Below are 19,761 nucleotides of genomic sequence, written 5' to 3'. Positions count from 1 at the left end.
CCGCTCCAAGCCCGCTCGAAAGTGCGCAGCGGCGCTCGCCGACACAATCTCAACATCTGGGAATTCCGGCACACGTCGAATAGCGGCCAAATCGCCCCTTTATCAATCCGAGTAACGCAATGACTTCTCTGGCGAAAATGTTACGCACCATTCGTTATAAAAAATTCACACGCGTTATTCGGATTTACACCTACATTTACCCGGCGGTCCATAAGCATTCCAACCGCAGTAGCAGGGGTTCCCGTTTATCTTCGTTCAAGGAAATTTCTCATGAAATCCAGCAAGCGCAAGATCTGTCAAGTCCTCGCTCTCGTCATTTCCGGTCTGGGCGCCACGGCCGCGATGGCCGCAGGCCCGGTGATTCAAGGTGGCGGTTCGTCGCTCGTCGCACCGACGATCGGCGCCAACTCGCCGGCTTCCGGTGAAATCGGCCTGTTCGGCACTTCCAATGCCACGTTCACGTACTACTCGGTCGGCTCGGGTGCCGGCCAGAACGCATTCCTGAACAACCAGCCGACGTACCTCGGCGCGGGCGTCACGGGCACGGTCGACTTCGCGAACAGCGATGCCGCGCTGACGACGGCACAAGTCACGTCGTACAACGCCGGCACGGTCGGTGCAAACAGCGGCCCGCTGATCCAGATCCCGTACATCGTGACGGCCATCACGGTGCCGGTCGTCAACGGCCCGGCCGTGACGAGTTCGATCACGCCGCAAACGATGCCGGGTCAGGCGCACAGCATTGCGCTGAACGACGACGACCTGTGCGGCATCTTCTCGGGCAAGCTGACGAACTGGAACCAAGTTACCAATCCGGAAGGCGGCTTGTACTCGCTGAACAAGCCGATCACGGTCGTCTATCGCGCGGACGGCAGTGGCACGACCGAACTGCTGACTCGCCACCTGCATGCGGTTTGCACGACCGCCAACACGAAGGCCGGCGTGACGTTCGTCGATTCGCTGACGTTCGCGAACACGACGGCGTTCCCGTCCGGTGTGCCGGCAAACTTCGTCGCGGCTTCGGGCAGCGGCGGCGTTCGCGGTTCGCTCGCATCGCTGTCGTCGGCCGGTACGGCCGCAGTCGCCTACCTGAGCCCAGACTACACGAACACGTTCCTCGCGTCGCAAAGCACGGTCGTGACGTCGTCAGGCGCGCTGCAGCTCCCGATCGCCAGCCTGTACAACTCGACGAAGGGCGCGTACTACGCGCCGACGTATGCGAACGCGACGACGGCGCTCGGTACGATTGCTGCTCCGTCGGGCGCCGCCGCCGCCGATCCGACCCAGTGGGTTCCGGTTTCCGGCACGGCCTACAGCCAGCTGGCCAACCCGGCCTCCGGCTATCCGGTTTCCGGCACGAGCCAGATCATCCTGAGCCAGTGCTATGCCAATCCGAGCGTAACGTCGAATGTTCAAAGCTTCCTGAACAACCACTACACGAACGCCAGCTACGCGTCGGTCGTGCACGGCAACGGCTTCGACACCGTGCCGTCGAGCTTCAAGACCGCGATCTCCGCGAACTTCCTGAGCAACACGAGCGGAAACAACCTGGACATCGGCGACGCATCGGCCTGCGCTTTCGTCACCGGCCGGTAATCGACAACCGATCCTGCAACACACGGCATTACAGCGCACCGGCCTCGAGCAATCGAGGCCGTTTTTTTAAACCTCCACCTCAGTCAATGACCCGCCTATAACGCCCCACATTGGTCGTACTGCATCGATTCGCGCTGCAGTCGAAGGCATCACGATGCAATGGTTATCACGATCCATAACCCGTGGCCGTTAGCCACGCGTGTCAGACGCGGAAGATCGTGGCCGCAGCGAACCGCATCCCCAAGCTATCGCCAACACCGTTCTCACCTGTCTCAACGTTCGTTACGCACACCATCGATACGGCAAGCCTCGTCTCAGTGAATGCTGCGTCGTATCTCCCATCTCCCGGAAGCAGCCTCTCGAATCATTCAGGATGTGCTGGACGCAGCTTTCGCGAATCCTGCGACACCGCAACCGCCGACAGCTCATGAAAGAGACGCTCCAAGCGCATACGATTCGGAGATTGGAAATAAAAACTCCCGCTTCAAACATGCAAAGCAGGAGTGTTTTTCCAGTCTACCCGGCTGAATCGGGCGCTACCGAATCAACCTGCATTTCTCGGTCACATTCAGAACCTGTTCAGCTTTCCAAGCTCCTCCTTGCTGAGCAACGTCCGCTGGGTCGGCCCCGCCGCGCCGAACCCCAGCAGCGAAACCGAGTTCGACGAATCGTAACCAACCTGCTCCGATTTGCGTCGCTTCGACCCGCCATCCGGGCCGTTATCCCCGAAACCCTCGACCTGAACGCTGATCGTCCAGCGGCGCGGAGCAACGCCCGATGCATTGTTCTTCGCGATGTCCTGAGCAACCTGACTCGCCGCCGACGCCGCCGAACTCGCAGCCGTCAGCGCGCCCGTATTCACCGCTTGCACGAGCGGAATACCGGTTGCCTTTCCCGTCACCTGAATGTTGTCCGCGTTCACGACACGCAACGCGGCGACGTTCAGGTTACCCGCACGAATGCCAGCGTCCCCGGCATCGACGGTACCGCGTGGCGCAATCAGGTTGACCGTGCCTTTCGGTGCACCCGGTATGCTTTGCAGCGTCGCGATCCCTGCACCAGTTACCTGCCCGCGCGAATCGACCGTGCAGTAGTGGTTCGCATCGCACACGTACTGCGGCGCCGGCGTATCGGCCGACGTCTTCGCGCCCTTGCCCGCGTTGATATCGCCGTTCGAGCTCCAGATCGTCATGTCGCCGCCCTGCTCGGTGAAGATCCGGCTCTGCGCGAGCAGCACGCTCTGGTCCGTGAAGATATCGACGTTGCCCTTCTCGAGCGTCAGAATCCCCATTGTGCCGGGGCCCGCCACCACGTTCCCGTTGGCGTCCACAATCTGCGGCGGCGCCGTCGTACTACCGACGAGTGCCTGCCCGCCCGGCCCGAGGATCGTCACGTCGCCGCCTTGCTGCGTCTGGATCGTCGTGCTGCGGATATCGAGATTGCCCGTGTCGACCTGCTTGTTCGCGCCATTCGAACCACCGCCCAGATTGTTCGCCGTGTAGCCGAACGAAGCCGGGAACAGCGTGTTGATCGCCTGGTAGCCTCTCGCGTACTGGCCGCTGTATCGGCTCGCGGGGTCGTTGAAGTCCGCACCGACTTGCGCGAGCACACCGAACAACACCTTTTCCGCGAAGAGCTGCTGTACGTAAGACGGCAGCGCCTGGAATTGCTTCCACGCGTCGTCGGCCGTCAACTGGGCGACCTTCGCCAGTGCCTTGTCCTTGTCCACCTGCAGTCCCGTATCGACGCCAAGCCCCGCGTCGTACTGCTCCATAAACGCGATCAACGCGGGCGTCGCGCTCGGCACGCCGGCAACCGAGCTGCCCGGCGCGACATAGGTCGAGATGAACCCAGGCAGATCGACGCCGGGGCCCACGCCAAACAGCACGTTGACGTTCGCGCTCTCGTGCGGCAGGTTCGGGTTGTTCGCGTTGCCGACTGCATCGATGCCCGTGAACGGGTGCGCGATTCCATCTGTGTTGGCCTTCTGGTTATACAACTCGGCCTGACTCGTCAGCGGGCCAATATTGCGCCCGGCCTGAACATCAAACCAACCAGGTCCGCCAAGCGACAAAACCGGAACTGCGCCGCCTCCTGTGAAAGGAATCGGCGTGTCGTAAATGTCCCGACCGGCAACGATCCGCGTCACATCCGAACTGCGCAAATTCTGCCCCCAGAACGCCAGGTTCACGATGTCCTGTCCAGCCTGCACGAGCGCCGGCTTGTCGATCGACAGTGTGACGAGACTCCGGTAGAGGCCGTCACTATAGCCGGGAGCATCGACGGTGCCGTTGACGATGCTTCCGTTCAGACTGTAAAGGCGTGCGGGCTGCAAGTCGTCGCCATGAAGCGCATTTGGAGCATGTGCGGCGAGTGTCGTATTCGTCAACGCCGGGATACTTACCTTCAGTTGCGGGTTCGTCGGCGAAGGCATCTGTGATGGATCGGCGTCGGACAAACCGAACGTATTGGGCAATGCGGCGTTGGTTCGCATGCCTGATACATTGGAAAGGTACACCGATTGGTCCGCGATCAAATTCAACTGACCAACAGCCGACGGATAGAGGACACCGCCGGATTGAACATCAATCGCACCATCGAACGCAATCAGATTCATGCTCGCAGGCAGCACGCCGTTCGCGCCGGTCAACATGCCCCCGGGCGAACCGAGCCGGACGTCGCCGGTCGTGGATAGCACACTGACCGCGGAAGCAGGTGAATAGCCCTGGTTGTCAGGATACTGGCCGTAATCGAAAAGATTGACGATAGCAGTCGGCTGTCCGCCGCTCTGCACAAAGCTGCTCGAATAAGACGGATTCAGTACCGCACCAATATCCACGCCCTGGCGCGCAGTAACGTCGAATATTCCGTCCTGAGTTGCAAGCACTGTCGACACGTCGAGCGGAGCCACTCCAGTTTGTCGAGATGCCACGGAAATATCCGACCCGATGCTTCCGCCAGCCGATATCGTCCCCGTTCCCTTCGCGACGAAGTAGTCGCCGCTCAGAATGTCGCCGCCCGCTCGCACCGCCAGGTTTCCGCCGCCGACAATGACAGGCTTGCCGCTACCGTTCAGGTACCACGTGGTCGGCAGCGACACGGCCAGGTCCGAAATTTTGCCACCGGCACTGATCGAGACGTTGCCGCCGACGCTCATCACGCCTTGGTCGAATGCGCCGAAATCGATCGACGATCGGGTCAACGGAGCGACGATCGTACTGTTATTGGCAGTTGTCCCCGGAGTGATCTCCATCCACTGCCACCAATACTGGCTGATGCTGTTCCCGGCGCCGCCGGTCACCGCGCCTGCCGCATCGGCCACGTTCTGGATGCCGTTGATGTCTCCCTGCACACGAATAGATATGTCGCCGGCCGAATCGGGATTCACAGCCGGTGTAACCAGAATGTCTTGCAGGCCCGGGCTGCCACTCACAACTGCCGTGGTAATACCCAATGCAGGCGAACCCTGCGCAGGCGCGCCCGCCGTATATACCACGCCCGGTGCAGTCGTATCCGCCAGCGCAAGATCGTTGCCAGCTGCAATATCGATCGATCCCGTGCCGGTACGGATCGTCGTCGGCTGAAGCAACGTCAATCCGTTCGAATCGACGTACCCGGTGTGCCGGTTTAGCGTTACGTTGCCGGAAGACGCACTGCCGACGTTGAATGCAGCAGCAGGCTGCACGGCAAGCGGATTGGCGCTCGTCAGATCGGCGCCGCCGACCAGGCGGTATGACGAGCTTTGGCCTCCGAGGAGCGCGGCAAAACTGATGGGCAACGGGTTATCGGAGGTTGCAACATTGGCCGGCACGTTACCTGGCAAGTTTCCGATATTGGCAATCCCCGTATCCGGGATAGACAACGGTGCGAGCGGAGCATATACGAAACTGAATGCATTGTTCGGATGCACCAATACACTGGAACTGGATTTAATGATGGAAATTTTACCGACATAAAAATTTCCATACAATGAAATATAGGCACTGTAATCCGTGGGGCTAGACGGCAGAACAGGAGGAGTAGGCGTGCCAAATTTATTGTACACAACCACTCCATTCCTGACCAATCCAGTGATGGTTACGGCATTGTAACCATTCAGCCATGTCGAATACGCACTCGAATAATCCTGATACGAACCATAATCTGAAATAATTGGCGCAGACGTAAAGAGCGGAGAATAAGGCATTACATGAAGCGAATAATTACCCTTGCTCGCACTACCATTCATCCAAAGATCATAATAACCACCCCAGGCATTCGCATAGCCCAGATAATTCGAATAATAATCGGCGGTCTGTTTCACGAGCGGCGCGTTCAACGCGATGTTCGGATCATATAGCGGATTCCCCGAGTTGCTACCGAATGAGGACAAGGACTGAGTCGAACCATCCGTCAATTGCACGGTAATCGACGCCGGATCGTCCAGCGACATCAGGTTGTTGTACAACGCCAGCGCTGCGGCGTACGTCCCCGTAGCCGACGCATTCCCCGCCGCCCCCAGAATCGTCGCGACCTGGTTCTGGAAAAATCCGTCGGTAATGCTTGCTTCCGCATCGAAGTCGTTCGTCGCCCGGAACGTCAGCATCGGCGCGACCGTCCCCTTGTAGCGATACGAAGGCACGATCGTCCCGCTGTTGTTCGGCAGCCCCGCGCCCAGATTCCAGTTCGACAGGATCGAGATGTTGCCGCCATTGATCGCCGGGCTCGGGTTGTCGAACTCGATCCCCGGCGCCACGCGGAAATTCGCGATGCCCGAGGTCGCCCCTTGCAGCATCGGCCCATTGGCGCCGAGCCCGCTCTGAATGAATCCCATCAGCGTGCCGGGCGTCATCGACAGCGTGCCATCGCTCGCCTTCACGATCTGTCCGCCGTAGAAATTCTGATGATCGGCGTTCGCGGTCGTCGGCACGAAGTACGCGCTGCTCATCCCCGGAAAGCCGATCGATGTGACGCCGTTATACAGCGAAGCCAGGTCGGCCTGGCTGTCCGTCAGCGTCACCTGCGCGCCGGTCGCGTCGTTCGTCAGCGTGCCGCCGCCGTCGCCGCTCGCATCCGGCGTAAACGTGAAGGTCGGCGGATTGGTACCTTGCGCGGTGAACGTGCCGGCCAGCAGATGCCCCTTGCTGTCGTACCAGCCCGCCGGGTCGACGATGCCGTCGAAGTGCTGCGCGCCGGACGTCGCATCGGTCGTGTTCCACACCGCGTAGGCCTCGAGCGTCGTCGCGCGGGAACCGACGATGCCCTTGCCGCTGTTGAATGCATTCGGCAACTGGACATCGATGCTGCCGTCCGCGAGCAGCGGCGCCCGGAAATTCACGGTGCCGCCCGACAATCCGCCGGCCGTCCCGCCCGATACGTCGATCAGCGCATTCGCGCCGACACGGATCAGCCCCGAGCGTGACGGGTCGATGTTCTCGTAGCCGTAGGTCGCGTTGTACGGATTCGAAACCGTCGGATCGAACACCGCGCTCGTGCCGATATTCACCTTGCCGCCGCGCTGCGTCGGATCGGAGCCACGCGCGAGCAGCGTGCCCTCGATATCGACGCTGCTGCGCCCGTACAGGTCGATCTGCCCGCCCGACTTGCCCGACGCGTCGATCGTGCCCAGCACGTTCACGTTACCGTTCGCGGTATCCGACGCATTGCCCGCGCCGCCGTCGGCCGTCAGCGACACCGAGTGCGCGGTCAGCGCGTTACCGACCGACAGCGTCAGGTTGCCCGACTTCGTATGAACGGCAATCGACTGGTTCACGCCGCTCGATGCGAGCGTCTTGGCCAGCGAATCGAGGTCGGCCGCGCCGGCCGTGTCGAGCGACAGCGAGCCGCCCGCATAGCCGTTCGTCGCGCCGCCCTTGATCGTGCCGTCGAGATTCACGACCTGCTTCGGTGCCGACAGCGTCAGGCTGCCCGCCGCACCGCCGCCCTTCGCACCCGAGAAATCAAGCGTCGTACCCGGTTGCACGTCGACCGTACCCGCGTCGGCGGTCAGGACGATCGAGCCGGCCGGCGCATATTGCGTCACGTCGAAGAACTGCTTCGACACGCCCGCCGAACTGACCGTCGAGCCGCTGCCGATCGTCAGGTTGCCGTTCGTCGCCTCGAGACTCACGTTGCCGGCCGGCGCGGCGATCGTCGCGCCGTTGTCGGCAAGCGTGCCGCCGACGAATTTCCATGCGCCGCCAACCGGCGTTTTCGTCAATGCGGTGCCCGCTGCGCCGTTCAGCGTCAGCGCACCGGCGGTCTTCACGTTCGATGCCGAGCTCGTATCGGCCAGATACACCGGCGCGTTGAGCGTCATCGGCAGCGAGCCGAAATCGAACGTCCCCGTGCCTTGCCCGACGATGCCGCCGCTCGCGGTCATGTTCGCCGACGAGAACCCGCTCAGCGTCTTCGTGCCCGTGCCGAAATCGATCTCTTTCGCGTTGACCGTCAGCGTGCCGCTGCCCGGCGTAGCCGTACCGTTGGGCGCGCCCGTCTCGTTCGTGAACGCGATCTGCTGCCCGTTCAGCGTCACGCGGCCGCCGTCGCTCGTGAACGTGCCCGCACTCAGGTCGACGCTCTTGCCGAACGTCGCGTTCACGTCGCCGACGAAGCCCATCGCGCCGTAGCTGCGCAGCGTGACGAGATCCGCGTTGGCGAGCTGCGCGAGCCCGGCCGGATCGATCACGAACCCCGGCAGGTTCGCAGCGGCCGCGCCGCTCGCATTGGTGAACGTGATCGCCGAGCCGTCCGCCGTGATCGCCTTCGCCGACAACACCGCGCTCGGGTCGACTTTCAGGTTGCCTGATGAATCGAGCATCAGCGCCTGCCCGCCCGACAGCGTCGCCCCTGCGCCGACCGTCAGCAACCCGGCGCCGGTGCCGCCCGTGCGCGTGAGCGGCGCCATCGCGCCGTTCGACACGCGCAATATCGCGCCGTCGCCGGCGATCGCGATCGGCTGGTCCTTCGCCGCCGGGTAATCGCCTGCCGCCACGATCGATGCACCTGCGTCGACACGCAAGCCGTTTGCCGCGTTCGAATCCGTGCCACTCGCGTCCGTTTTCGTCACGAGCAGGATCTCGGGCCCCTTCAGCGACGAATTCGCGTCGTTCGACACCACCACGCTGTTCGCGATCGGCGTGATCGTCACGCCCTTCGTCGTCGCCGCACGCGTGCCGCCGATCAGCAGGCTGCCCGCGTTCAGCGAATCGAGCGCATCACCACCGATCTGCAGATAGCCGGGCAGCGCCGCGCTGCCGTTGCCGGTGATCTGGATGTCCTGCGACGCGATGTCGACCTCGGCCGGCGCGCCGCCCGCACCCGCCGCCGCGTTCAGCGTCGCGCCGAGCGTGAGCGCCTTCGTCGCGGCCAGCACGAGCTGACCGCCGTCCACCGGCAGCGGCGGCGTCACGTTGCCCTGCTTCGCGGCCTGCGCAGTGAAGAAGGCGTTCGCTCCCTTCAGCGTGTATTGCGAGTATTGCTGCCACACGTTGCCCGACTGCACGTTGAAGAGTATCGGCGTCGCGCTGCGACCGCCCGTCACCGCATCGGCGAAGTATCCGGCCGTCATGACGGTACCGTCCGGCAGCACCTGCGACGCACCCGGCACGACGTTGCCGGTCGTAGCCGACACCGTCACGCGATACGCGCCCGGAAGCGTCGCGTATTTGCCTGGCAGCAACGTGTAGTAGCCGGCTGCGAGGCCGGGCACGCCGGACAGGTATACGGCCTTGCCGATCGAATCGTTCGTTCCGGCCTGGCCGACGCCGAGCGTGACGGTTTGGGTCGTCGCCGTACCATTACTGGCGACGTCCGGCTGCACCGACTGCGCGAACACCGGATCGTAAGCGGCCACCGGCGACTGTACGCCCGGCACGATCGCATAGACATTCCCCGCGCCGGCATTGGTCGGCACCGCCGTCGCACCCTTGCCGTTCGCATAGCTCACGTTGTATTGCGACAGCACGTCGCGCGTGCCGCCCGTGCCCGGCACCCATTCGGCTGCCTGCAGGTCGCCGCCGCCGGACAGGTCGATCGTAGCGCCCTTGTTGAGCGCGACGCTGGTGCCGTTCACGCCGATGTACTTGGCAGGCGGCGCATTCAGGTCGGACGCGGTCGTGCCCGCGAGCGGATTGAACTGCCACTCGACACCGTCGACCGTCGTGCCGTAAGGAATGATCGTTGTGCCGTTCGAAACCGCCGTGATGCTACCGCTCGCGAACGTCACCGAATCCGTCGCGACGAGCGGCAGGCTGCCGAACTGCTTCTGCGTCGCACTGTTCGTCGGATCGCCGACGCCGAATACGAGCGAGCCCGACGGCGCGCGCACGGTGCCGCCCTGCACGATGTTCGTCGCATCGACGAGCAGCGTGCCGCCGGCCGACAGCGGTGTGCCCGACGAACCGGTCGAACCGAACGTGACGGTAGTCGGTGCGAGCTTGCCCGTAACCGGATCGGTGGGGCCGACCGCGTCGACGATGAACGTGGTGCCGGTGGCGGGATACAGGCTCGCAGCATTGAACGTCACGTTGCCCGGCGTATACAGCACACCCGGCGACAGCACGTTGCCCGACGGATTGGTCGAACTCAGCCGGATATCGCCGCTGCTGTTGAAATTGGCCTGGCCAAAATTGTTGAGCTGGAACTGGTTGCGCAGATCGACGAACGACGCATTCACGCTCAGCGTCGCATCGGAGAGCGTCGCGACCGGCGTGAACGTCGGTGTCGACGAAGGCGCCATCGGACCGGTAAGCGCAACATAAGGCGCGTTGATCGTCACCGTCGTGCCGAGCGCTTGGGCCGGCGGTTGCGCGAGCAGGTTCGTGAACGTCGAGCTACCATCTGCCTGCAGTGCAGGTTTCGACAGCAGCGTCGACAACTGATCCAGTCCAATTGCTGCGATCCGGCCGGTATTCAGCGTCACCGACTCCGGCAGCGTCAGATTCACGTTACCGGCAAACACGATCGGCGGCGCCGAAAACGGAGAGGGTGCGCCATTGCCCAGCACGAGATTCGCAATCCCCGAATCATTCAGACGATCGGCAACAAACTGGATCACGCCGGTCGGCTGACCGGTCGGCAGGTTGGTGTTCGAATCGATCGGCGTCGGGAAATCCTCGCCCGGCGCAAGCCCGGCGGGTACGAGCATCCCGCTCTGCTGCACGACGAGCGCGGTCGCGCCGGTCGAACCGCCGTTCGAATGCGGCAGGATCGTCAGCATGCCGCCCCGCGCCTGCGGCGCACCGCCATGACCGGCCAGCGCCCCGTCCGCGAAAAGGCCGTACGCGGCCGATAGCGTGATCGACCCGGCATCACTCCACACGGGTTGCGACGCATACGTGCCGTTCGCCTGCAATTGATCGAAGTTCGCCGATGCGCCGGACACGTCTATCTTCGAGCCGGCTTGCGTGACCACGTAGCCCGTATCGCTAGACAGCATCACCGAACCGCCTGGCAGAACCTTCCCGGTATTCGGCACGACGGTCGTTCCACCGATCTTGACCGGCGTTGCCAGCGGATTGACGAGCGCTACACCGGATACGTCGAGCGTCGCATCGGCGCCGAGCCAGACAGACCGGCTGTTGCTCGGCGTGAAGACATTGAATTGCCCCGGCTGAGCGGTCGTGGCTCCGGTATCGGCACTCAACACGATCGACCCGCCCGGCGCGACCACCGAACCGAGCACGGTAACCTGCGTCGGCGACGCGAGAGCAACGCTCGCACCCGCGTCAGCGTTGATCGATGCACCGGACGACAGGGTGACCGCACCGGTCACGCCCGGATACGATGGCGTCGGACCGTCTGGCACGGTTTGCCACGCCACGTCATTCCCGCCCGTCAACACGAGGTTCGTCGGTTGCCGGTGATACGCGTCGAGCTGACCGGTCGTCGTCAGGCCACCCGTCGACAGATTCGCACCCGAGCCTGTCTGCTGGAGCGCCAGCGCATCCGGAATGCGGTTCAACTGCGTCAGCGCGACCGCTGCGCCAGGTGCGATGGTCGAATCGTAGTACGCGTTCAGCACGTACTTGCCGAAACCCTGTTGCGAGAAGAAGTTTTCGGGCAGATACACGTCCCAAGGCGCCGCCCCCGCCCGGTCACCACCGATCCGGAAGCCGAGCGCCTCGAGCGTCAGCGTGCCGCCCCCTGAAAAACCTTCGCTCAGGATCGTGCCGCCCATCGCGATCGTGCCCGCAGTCGGTTGCGTAGCAGGCAAGGGCGACCCACCGTCGCGCGTATGACCGAACTGCTGCGTCGCCTGCGGAGCGGCGTACGTCTGCAACGTAACGTTGCCGCCACGCCCTGCCGGCACACCGTTCTGCATCAGCAACTGGCCGTTCGCGAGCATTTCGCCGCCGCTCGATACATCGAGCACACTTCCCGGCTGCAGCAGGACCGAACCGGTCGTGTCCACGGCGTCGCCGTTGACGTATGTCGCCCCTTGCGTCGCCGACAGCGAGATGCTGCCGCCGTTGATGAACTGGCTGTTGCCCGGCGTCGTGGCCGGCACGGCCTGTACATCGTTATTCACCCACTGGCCGGCCGCGCTGATCGCGCCCTGCGGCCCGACGACGACGTTGCCTCCGCTCGTGATGGAAATCGAACCGGACGGCGCGGACAGCCGCCCCCCGACATTCACGTCGCCCCCTACCGCAGGGCTGTTCAGCGAGATCGTACCGCCTGGCTGCAAGTTCAGTTGCGTGCCCTGTGCAACCACGATGCCCTTGCCCGCGTTCTTGTCCTCGGTCACATTCAAGTTCGCGAAGCCGCCGCTGTTCAGCGTCGCGACCGGTACGACCCGCGTCGTCAACAGATTGCTCGGATCGTTGCCGGCAAGCGTCGAAGAAGCATTCTTGTCTAGCGGCGTATCGATCGAGAAGCCCGACATCAACGCGCCAAGCTGCGGCGCCTCGTCCTGCAGAATCGTCAGGCCCGAGATCGCGCTGATCGGCATCAGCGAATTGGCTGCGGCATTCCACGTCATCCCGGCCAGCGCTCCGCCGGCCAGCTTCGGATCCGCGCCGAGGTTGAACGTGCCGCCCGAAGGCAGGCTGTTGCCCTGCATCTGCTTCGCGCCGCCGAACGCCTGCGCGCTGATGTCGCCGTCGAGCACCAGCGCCTGCGACGCGTACAGGTCGAGCGTGCCCGCATTGCCGCCGACGATGTAATCGGACTGATACGTGCCGCCCGTCAGCAACGGGTTGTACCAGGACTTCGTCACGCCCCAGCGCGGATGGCTCTCGACGAACTGCCCGGCGATGCCGACATAGTTGTCGTACGGGCTCGCCTGACCGATCGGCACGATCGCGCCGTTGGCGTCGACGAGCCGCGTGGTATTGACCATCCCGCCGTTGTAATGCACATACCCGCCGTTCAGGTTCATCGACGAACCTGTCGCGGTCATCACCTCGTTGCCGGACAGCGTGATCGTGCCGCCGTTGGTCAGCAGTTGATCGACCGTACGCGGAATCAGGTTCACGTACCCCGACAGGTTCAGGATCGGGCTGCCGACCCACTGCACGCCGTCGCTGCGCGTGCCCGTCAGTGTGCTGTCGACGACGACGCCCTTCAGCCCGAACAGGAAACTGTTGCGCAGCAGCGGCGAATCGGCCAGTTCGTTCTGGCCGATTCGGTCGATCGTCACGAGCGTCTGCGAGATCGGCGTCTGGACGTCCGCGAGCCCCGACACGTCGATCGTCGCGCCGTCATCCACGTAGATCCGGCCCGGCACCGCGGTCTGGCCGGCCACCTTGTTCGTCACCACCGACGGCGCGTAGGCCGTCACCGACACGTTCGAGCCCGGCGCCTCGATCAGCGAGCCGCCCTGGAACCAGACCGAGCCGGCCGTCATCGTGATGCCGCCGGGCGTGAATGTCGTGCCCGGAGTCGACGTCGCAGTCTGGCCGTTATTGTCCGGCAGCACCGTCGTCACCGATCCTGGCCCGAAGCTCAGCAGGCCGGCACGATTGACGTTGTCGCCCCCACCGACGCCGCCCGTGACCGGGGTTGAGCCCGTATACGGGTTGCCCAGCGGATTGTTCGACGCATACTCGTCCGCCGTCGAGATCGTGATCGTGCCCGGCGTATTCACGCTCGTCGTCACGCCCACCACGCCGTTCTGCGCGACGCGGCTGCCGAGCAGGTTCACGTTGCCGCGCGCAGCCTGGACGATGCCGGTATTGGTCAAGGTGCCGGCCGGCGTGACGTCGATCGTTTTGCCGGTCTGCGGATCCGTCGTCACGATCTGCCCGCTCAATTCCGGCAGCAAGACTTGAGGGTTGCCCGTCGCGCCGGTTGCATTGGGCCGCAGGCTCACCCCCACGCCCGCTGCGAGCACGACCTGCCCCGCCGTTGCCGAGATACTGCCCGCGTTCGTCACGTTCGGCGCGGCGACCAGCACGAAACCGCCATCGCTCACCGTGCCGTTGGTATGCGTCGTGATCGAAGCGCCCTGCTCGATCGTGACGTCGCCCGGCGCCTGATAAGTGCCCGTCAGCAGCGCGGCATTACCGAGGCCCAGCACTTCGTTCGGCTTGCCGCCCGAACCCACTACCCCCGTGGAACTCCCCGACTCCGGATAGGCCAGTCCGCCCGTCGTCCCCGCCGGCAAACTCAAAAACTGCTGGTTGCTCGCGACGATACCCTCGGCCGTCGGCACGAGTTGGTTCTTCATGTCGAGCAGATTAAGCGACGACGCAACCAGCGAATGCACGTTGACCTGCGACCCCGCGCCGAACAGCACGCCGTTCCGGTTGATCACGTACACCGCGCCCTGCGCGGTGACGTTGCCGAGAATCTGGCTCGGCCGCCCGCTCGGGTCGTTGATCCGGTTCAGCACGGCCCAGTTGTTCGCGCCGTTCGTCTGCGTGCCGGCCGACTGGTCGAAGTTCAGCGTCGTCTGCCGGCCGACGTTCATCGTCTGCCACGTCAGCACCGCGTTCTGCCCGGTCTGCTTGACGTCGACGTTCACGTGGCCGCTGTTGTCGACCGTCTGCTGCGGCCCGTTCGCGTTGACCCACAGCTGCGGATTGCCCGTGTCGGTATTCTGGCTGACCAGATTGCCGTTGCCGTCTTTCGCAAAGGTGATGCCCGGCGCCACCTCCAACCCGCCCGGCGCGAGCCCGTTCGGGACGGTCGAAGGCAGCTTCGCCGCCGCCGCGGCCGCGTTCTGCTGCGCGGCGATCTGTGCGGCGATCGCGTGCGCGGCGTAGCCGAGGTTGCGGATCGACGGCTGGCTCGCCTGCAGCGCCTGCTGCGGCGACACGCCGAGATTCGGCACGCCCGGCGCACCGCCCGCACCAGCCGCGCCACCGCCCGATGCGCGCGCGGTCGCCGCGCCGAGGTTCATGATGCCGGCCGCCTGCGCGTGCGCGGACGCCCCGGCCAGCAGCATCAGGGCCACGGCCCGAACCAGCGGTCGCAGTTCCGATTTCAGGACCGGGCGCGAACCCGTCGCGTCAGGTTGTCGTGCCGTGCATGCGCGTGCTGCCATTCTTCACCCCGAATCCTATGAAATTGCGCTGGACGACGATCGCGCCGAAAGCGGCGTCGATCCGTTGCCGCGTCTGGTCGTTGCGCCCGGGCCCGAACCCGGCCACTGGAATCCCAAGAACATACGAAAGCCCGATGGCAGCGGCGTGGCGGGTGTTACGGAGCATTCCGGCCGCGTATGAAAGGTTCGTAGCTTTTGTCACAGTCGGCCGGTCACGCCGTTTCGCGGTGTGTGCGGATGCGGGCCGCGAGCGCGTGCGCGACGCGTTCGATCAGCGCCGGCCAGTCGCCGGGTCGCTCCTGCCGGAACAGCGTCGCGGTCGGATACCACGGGCTGTCGTCGCGTTCGAGCAGCCAGCGCCAGTCCGGCACGCGCGGCAGCAGCACCCATACCGGCCGGCCGAGCGCACCTGCGAGGTGCACGACTGACGTATCGACGGCAATCACCAGATCCAGCGTGTCGACGAGCGCGGCCGTTTCCGCGAAATCGGTCAGCGCCGCCTCGAACGACAGCACGCCGCTTGCCCCGAACGCTTCGGCGTCGCGCTCCCGCACGCCGACCTGCAGGCTCACGAACGTCGCGTCGAGTGCGACCAGCGGCGCGAGCGCGGCAAACGTCATCGACCGGTTTTCATCGTTCGCGTGGGCCGGATTGCCCGACCATGCGAGCCCGACCCGCAATCGTCGCGACGGCGTGATCGTGTCGAACCGTTCGATCCACGCGGCGCGCCGCCGGGCGTCGGCATGCAGGTACGGCACGTCGGCCGGCACCGTTTCGAGCATCGTGCGGAATGCGAACGGCAGGCTCATCATCGGGCAATGCAGATCGAACGCCGGCGCAGGCTGCCCGTCGACGACGACGCGGCTCACGCCGCGCAGCGTGCCGAGCAGGTCGGCCAGCGCGGCCGGCGCGTCGATCAGCACGGTCGCGCCGCGTGCGTGCGCGAGGCTCGCGTAGCGGCAGAACTGCAGCGTGTCGCCGAAGCCCTGCTCCGCATGCAGCAGCAGCGTGCGGCCCGCGAGCGGTTCGTCGCCCGTCCATTGCGGGCGGTCCGCATGACGCCGGTGCAGCGTCACGTCGGCGGCGTCCCAGCGTGCCTCGTGCTGCCGCCAGCCGGTGTCGAAATCTCCCATCACCAGGCGGCAGAACGCCTCGGACCGGCGCGCAACGCCATGATTCGGATCGCGCACGCAGGCCAGCGCGAAATCGGCGAGTGCGGCTTCGTAGTCGCCGAGTTGCTGGTGCGCGACCGCGCGCGCATAGATCTCCTGGGCCGTGCGGCCCGGTGCGCCGGCCGCCGCGGCATAGCTGGCAAGCGCATCGTCGTAGCGGCCGAGCAGTTGCTGCGTGATCGCGCGGTTGCACAGCACTTCCGCGTGGGGGCCGTTCGATTCGAGCGCACGGTCGTAATGCGCGAGCGCTTCTTCGTAGGCACCGAACGCGCGCAGCGCACCGGCCCGATTGCGCAGCGCGTCGAAATCGGCCGGTGCGCGCGCGAGCGCTTCGCCGTAGGCATGCGCGGCTTCCTCGTGTCGCCGCAGCCCGAGCAGCGCGTTGCCGCGCCCGACCCACGCGCCGACGTTGTCGCGGTCGCGCGCCAGCAGCCGGTCGCTGCGCTTCAGCAACTCGTCACGCAAATGCAGCAGGTCGAGCGCGACGCAGCTCACGAACAGCAGTTGCGTATCGTCCGGCGACCGCGCAAGCGCTTCGTCGAGACACGCCAGCGCTTCGGCCGGCCGCCCCAGTTCGATCAGCGTATAGCCGCACGCGTAGACGAGATCGGGAGTCTTGCCGCGCACGACCATCGCGAGTTGAAAACAATGCAGCGCCTCGTCGCCGCGACCGAGCGCGCGCAGTGCATGGCCGCGCTCGGCGAGCGCCGCCGCATCGTCCGGATCGATTCGCAATGCGCGCTCGATGCTGATCAGCGCGTCGGCGGGCCGACCGATCGCGCGCAATGCCTCACCGCGTCGGACCCATGTCGCCGCGCGGCCGGACTCGCGCGTCAGCGCGAGATCGTACGCGCCGATCGCTTCGCCATGGCGGCCGAGTGCGTGCAGCGCGTCGCCGCGCGCCGCGTGTGCCGGTGCATGGCCGGGATCGCGCGCGAGCGCCTGCGCGGCGGCGTCGAGCGCTTCGCGATGACGGCCCGTGCCCGTCAGCGCCGCCGAATGATTCGCGAAATTCCACGGCTGGTTCAGCCCGAGACGCATCGACCGTGCGATCAGCGGCTCTGCGCGCACGGGGTCGCCGCGCTGCAGATGCACGAGCCCGAGCAGGTGCAACGCTTCGACCTGGTCGGGCATCATCGCCAGCACGCCCTCGTAGAGCCGTCCCGCACCCGCGAAATCGCGCTGCTCGAGCCGCGTACGCGCGTTGCGCAGCGCATCGTCGACGGCGGCCCGCAGTGGCGCGGCGCCCGCACCGAACGCTGGTGCCTGCGCGGTGCTCATCGCACCGCTCCCATTACCAGCGCCGGCAACGCGGCACGGATCCGCTCGACGACCGGCGCCCACTGGCCGCCCTCCGGCTGGCGGAACAACCGCGCGCCCGGATACCACGGACTGTCGTCGCGATCGAGCAGCCAGCGGAAATCGGGCGTATGCGGCAACATCACCGCAAGCGGCCGGCCAAGCGCGCCGGCCAGGTGCGCGACCGACGTATCGACGCTGATCACCGCATCCATCGCATCGGTCAGCGCGGCCGTTTCCGCGAAATCCGTCAGTTCGTCGCCGACGAAGCGGATCGCGCTCGCGTCGAGCGTCGGGCGATCCTCGTCGCGGATCACCTTCTGCAGGCTGATCCATTCATAACGGTCATCGAGCAGCGGTAACAGGTCGGCGAGCGTGATCGAGCGATTGCGGTCGTTCAGGTGCAGCGGGTTACCGGCCCAGACGAGGCCGATGCGCGGCCGGTCGGCCGCGCCCAGGCGTGCGCGCCAGCGCTCGACGCGCGTGGGATCGGCGCGCAGGTACGGCACGCTGGCCGGAATCGACGCGAGATCGGTTCGGAATTCGAGCGGCAGGCTCAGCAGCGGGCAATGCAGGTCGAACGGCGGGAGCGGGTCGCCACGCGCGACGAGCACGTCGACGCCGTCGAGCGTCGCGAGCAGCGCCTTCAGCTCGACGGGCGCCTCGAGCACGACGCGCGCACCGAGCGCCTTCACGAGCGGCACGTAGCGGCAGAACTGCAGCGTGTCGCCGAGCCCTTGCTCCGGATACAGCAGGATCGTCTGCCCGTCGAGCGGCGTCCCGTGCGTCCAGCGCGGCTGCGCGAAGTCGCGCCGACTGCCGTCGAGCTGGCTGTCGCGCCAGCGCCATTCGTATTCGGCCCAACCGGCCTCGAAATCGCCGATCGACAGGCACAAAAACGAACGCATGCAGTGTGCGTGCGCGTAGTCGGGATCGATGTCGATCGCTTCCGCATATGCGTGCAGCGCATCCTCGTGCCGTCGCAACGCGCACAGCGCGCTGCCGCGATGAAAGTGCGCGAACTTGTCGCGCGGGGTCGCAGCGATCACGCACGCGAGATCGTCGAGCGCCTCGTCGTAGCGATGCGTTTCGATCCGCACGCGTGCCCGCGTGAACGACGCGGGCACGTAGTGCGGATGGATCGCCAGCGCACGATCGCACATCGCGTGTGCGTCGTCGTGACGGTTGACATGCATCAGCGCGTTCGCGTAGTTGCACAGCACGCCCGTGCCGTCCGGCTCGACCTCGAGCGCACGCGCGTAGCTATCGACCGCATCCACATATCGGCCCAGGTGGCTCGCCGCATTGCCGCGGTTCGCCAGTGCCCGCGCATGGCGCGGATCGATCGCGAGCACGCGGTCGCAACGCATCAACGCCTCGTCGTGTCGGCCGAGCTGTTCGAGCGCGATCGAACTGTTGAAGATCGCATCGACGAACGTGGGGCTCGCCGCGATCGCCGCATTGAAATCCGCCAGCGCGCGCTCGGGGTCGTGCAAGTCGAGATACGTGACGCCGCGCAGGAACAGCGCGTCGGCGCTGCCCGGCCTCAGCGCGAGCGCATGGCCGTAGCTGTCCGCCGCGTCGCGGAAGCGACCGAGTTCGCGCAATGCTAGCCCGCGCCCGCACATCGCGCCGAACGTGCAGCCTGCGAGCGCGATTGCGCGGTCGCAGTCGGCGAGCGCATCGTCGAACCGGCCGAGCGCGCGCAGCATGTCGCTGCGCTTCACATAGCCGTCGGCGAAACCGGGCGTCAGTTCGAGCAGGCGATCGTAGACCGCGCACGCTTCGTCGTGCCGTGCGAGTTGCGCGAGGAGGCCGGCGCGCTGGAACAGCACGCGTTGATGCACCGGATTGATCGCGAGCGCCTCGTCGAGGCGCGCGAGCGCATCGTGCTCGCGCCCGAGCCCGGCCAGCACCGCCGAGTAGTTCGCGAGCGCGAGCGGCACCGGCTGGCGCTCGATCGAGCGCCGCATCAACGGCTCGGCGTCGTCGAGCCGCCCCTGCTGGAAGCGCACCGCGCCGAGCAGGTGCAGCGCCTCCGGATGCTCGGGATCGAGCGCCAGCAATTCGGCATACGCGTTCTCCGCACGCTGCAGCGCACCTTCGTGATGTGCCTTGCGTGCGCGCAGGAGCAGCCGTTCGAGCAGCGCTGCGTCGGGCGGACGACCATCCCGCGCGACCTGCGCGCTCGCAAATGTCGTCCCTTCCCCGTTCGATGTCATC

5 protein-coding genes are annotated in these 19,761 nt (G+C 65.4%); 1 reads left to right on the top strand and 4 read right to left on the bottom strand.

Annotated elements, in window-relative coordinates:
* Nucleotides 1–270 precede the first annotated feature (270 nt).
* Nucleotides 271–1,596, top strand: coding sequence for a substrate-binding domain-containing protein (locus C4B30_RS02245; RefSeq protein WP_105131587.1), 1,326 nt, complete (start codon nt 271–273; stop codon nt 1,594–1,596).
* A 568-nt stretch (nt 1,597–2,164) separates the two neighbouring features.
* On the opposite strand, the gene C4B30_RS02240 is transcribed toward C4B30_RS02245, so the two are convergent.
* The 4 genes from C4B30_RS02240 to C4B30_RS02230 form a co-directional block, all read right to left on the bottom strand.
* The gene (locus C4B30_RS02240; protein WP_234015379.1) at nt 2,165–14,968 is read right to left on the bottom strand and encodes a filamentous haemagglutinin family protein; all 12,804 of its coding nucleotides are present in this window, start codon (nt 14,966–14,968) and stop codon (nt 2,165–2,167) included.
* Nucleotides 14,969–15,032: 64 nt separating this feature from the next.
* The gene (locus C4B30_RS35130) at nt 15,033–15,233 is read right to left on the bottom strand and encodes a hypothetical protein (RefSeq protein WP_158683361.1); all 201 of its coding nucleotides are present in this window, start codon (nt 15,231–15,233) and stop codon (nt 15,033–15,035) included.
* Between the two features lie 46 nt (nt 15,234–15,279).
* Nucleotides 15,280–17,520: a tetratricopeptide repeat protein gene (locus C4B30_RS02235; RefSeq protein ID WP_105131585.1), complete on the bottom strand. Its 2,241-nt coding sequence runs from the start codon at nt 17,518–17,520 to the stop codon at nt 15,280–15,282.
* Nucleotides 17,517–19,760, bottom strand: a complete 2,244-nt coding sequence (locus C4B30_RS02230) for a tetratricopeptide repeat protein (RefSeq protein ID WP_105131584.1) — start codon at nt 19,758–19,760, stop codon at nt 17,517–17,519. Before C4B30_RS02230 ends, C4B30_RS02235 begins: the two co-directional genes overlap by 4 nt.
* Nucleotide 19,761 lies beyond the last annotated feature (1 nt).

It is taken from the genome of Burkholderia sp. BE12, from assembly GCF_002959955.1.
Lineage (GTDB): Bacteria > Pseudomonadota > Gammaproteobacteria > Burkholderiales > Burkholderiaceae > Burkholderia.
The sequence above is the reverse complement of the archived record's forward strand: the minus strand, read 5'-3'. Positions and strand labels throughout refer to the sequence as shown.

Bases quoted from the DNA above. Each gene is read 5' to 3' on its own strand.
- C4B30_RS02245 (WP_105131587.1), top strand. From the start codon at position 271: ATGAAATCCAGCAAGCGCAAGATCTGTCAAGTCCTCGCTCTCGTCATT.
- C4B30_RS02240 (WP_234015379.1), bottom strand. From the start codon at position 14,968: ATGCTGCTGGCCGGGGCGTCCGCGCACGCGCAGGCGGCCGGCATCATG.
- C4B30_RS35130 (WP_158683361.1), bottom strand. From the start codon at position 15,233: ATGCTCCGTAACACCCGCCACGCCGCTGCCATCGGGCTTTCGTATGTT.
- C4B30_RS02235 (WP_105131585.1), bottom strand. From the start codon at position 17,520: ATGAGCACCGCGCAGGCACCAGCGTTCGGTGCGGGCGCCGCGCCACTG.
- C4B30_RS02230 (WP_105131584.1), bottom strand. From the start codon at position 19,760: ATGACATCGAACGGGGAAGGGACGACATTTGCGAGCGCGCAGGTCGCG.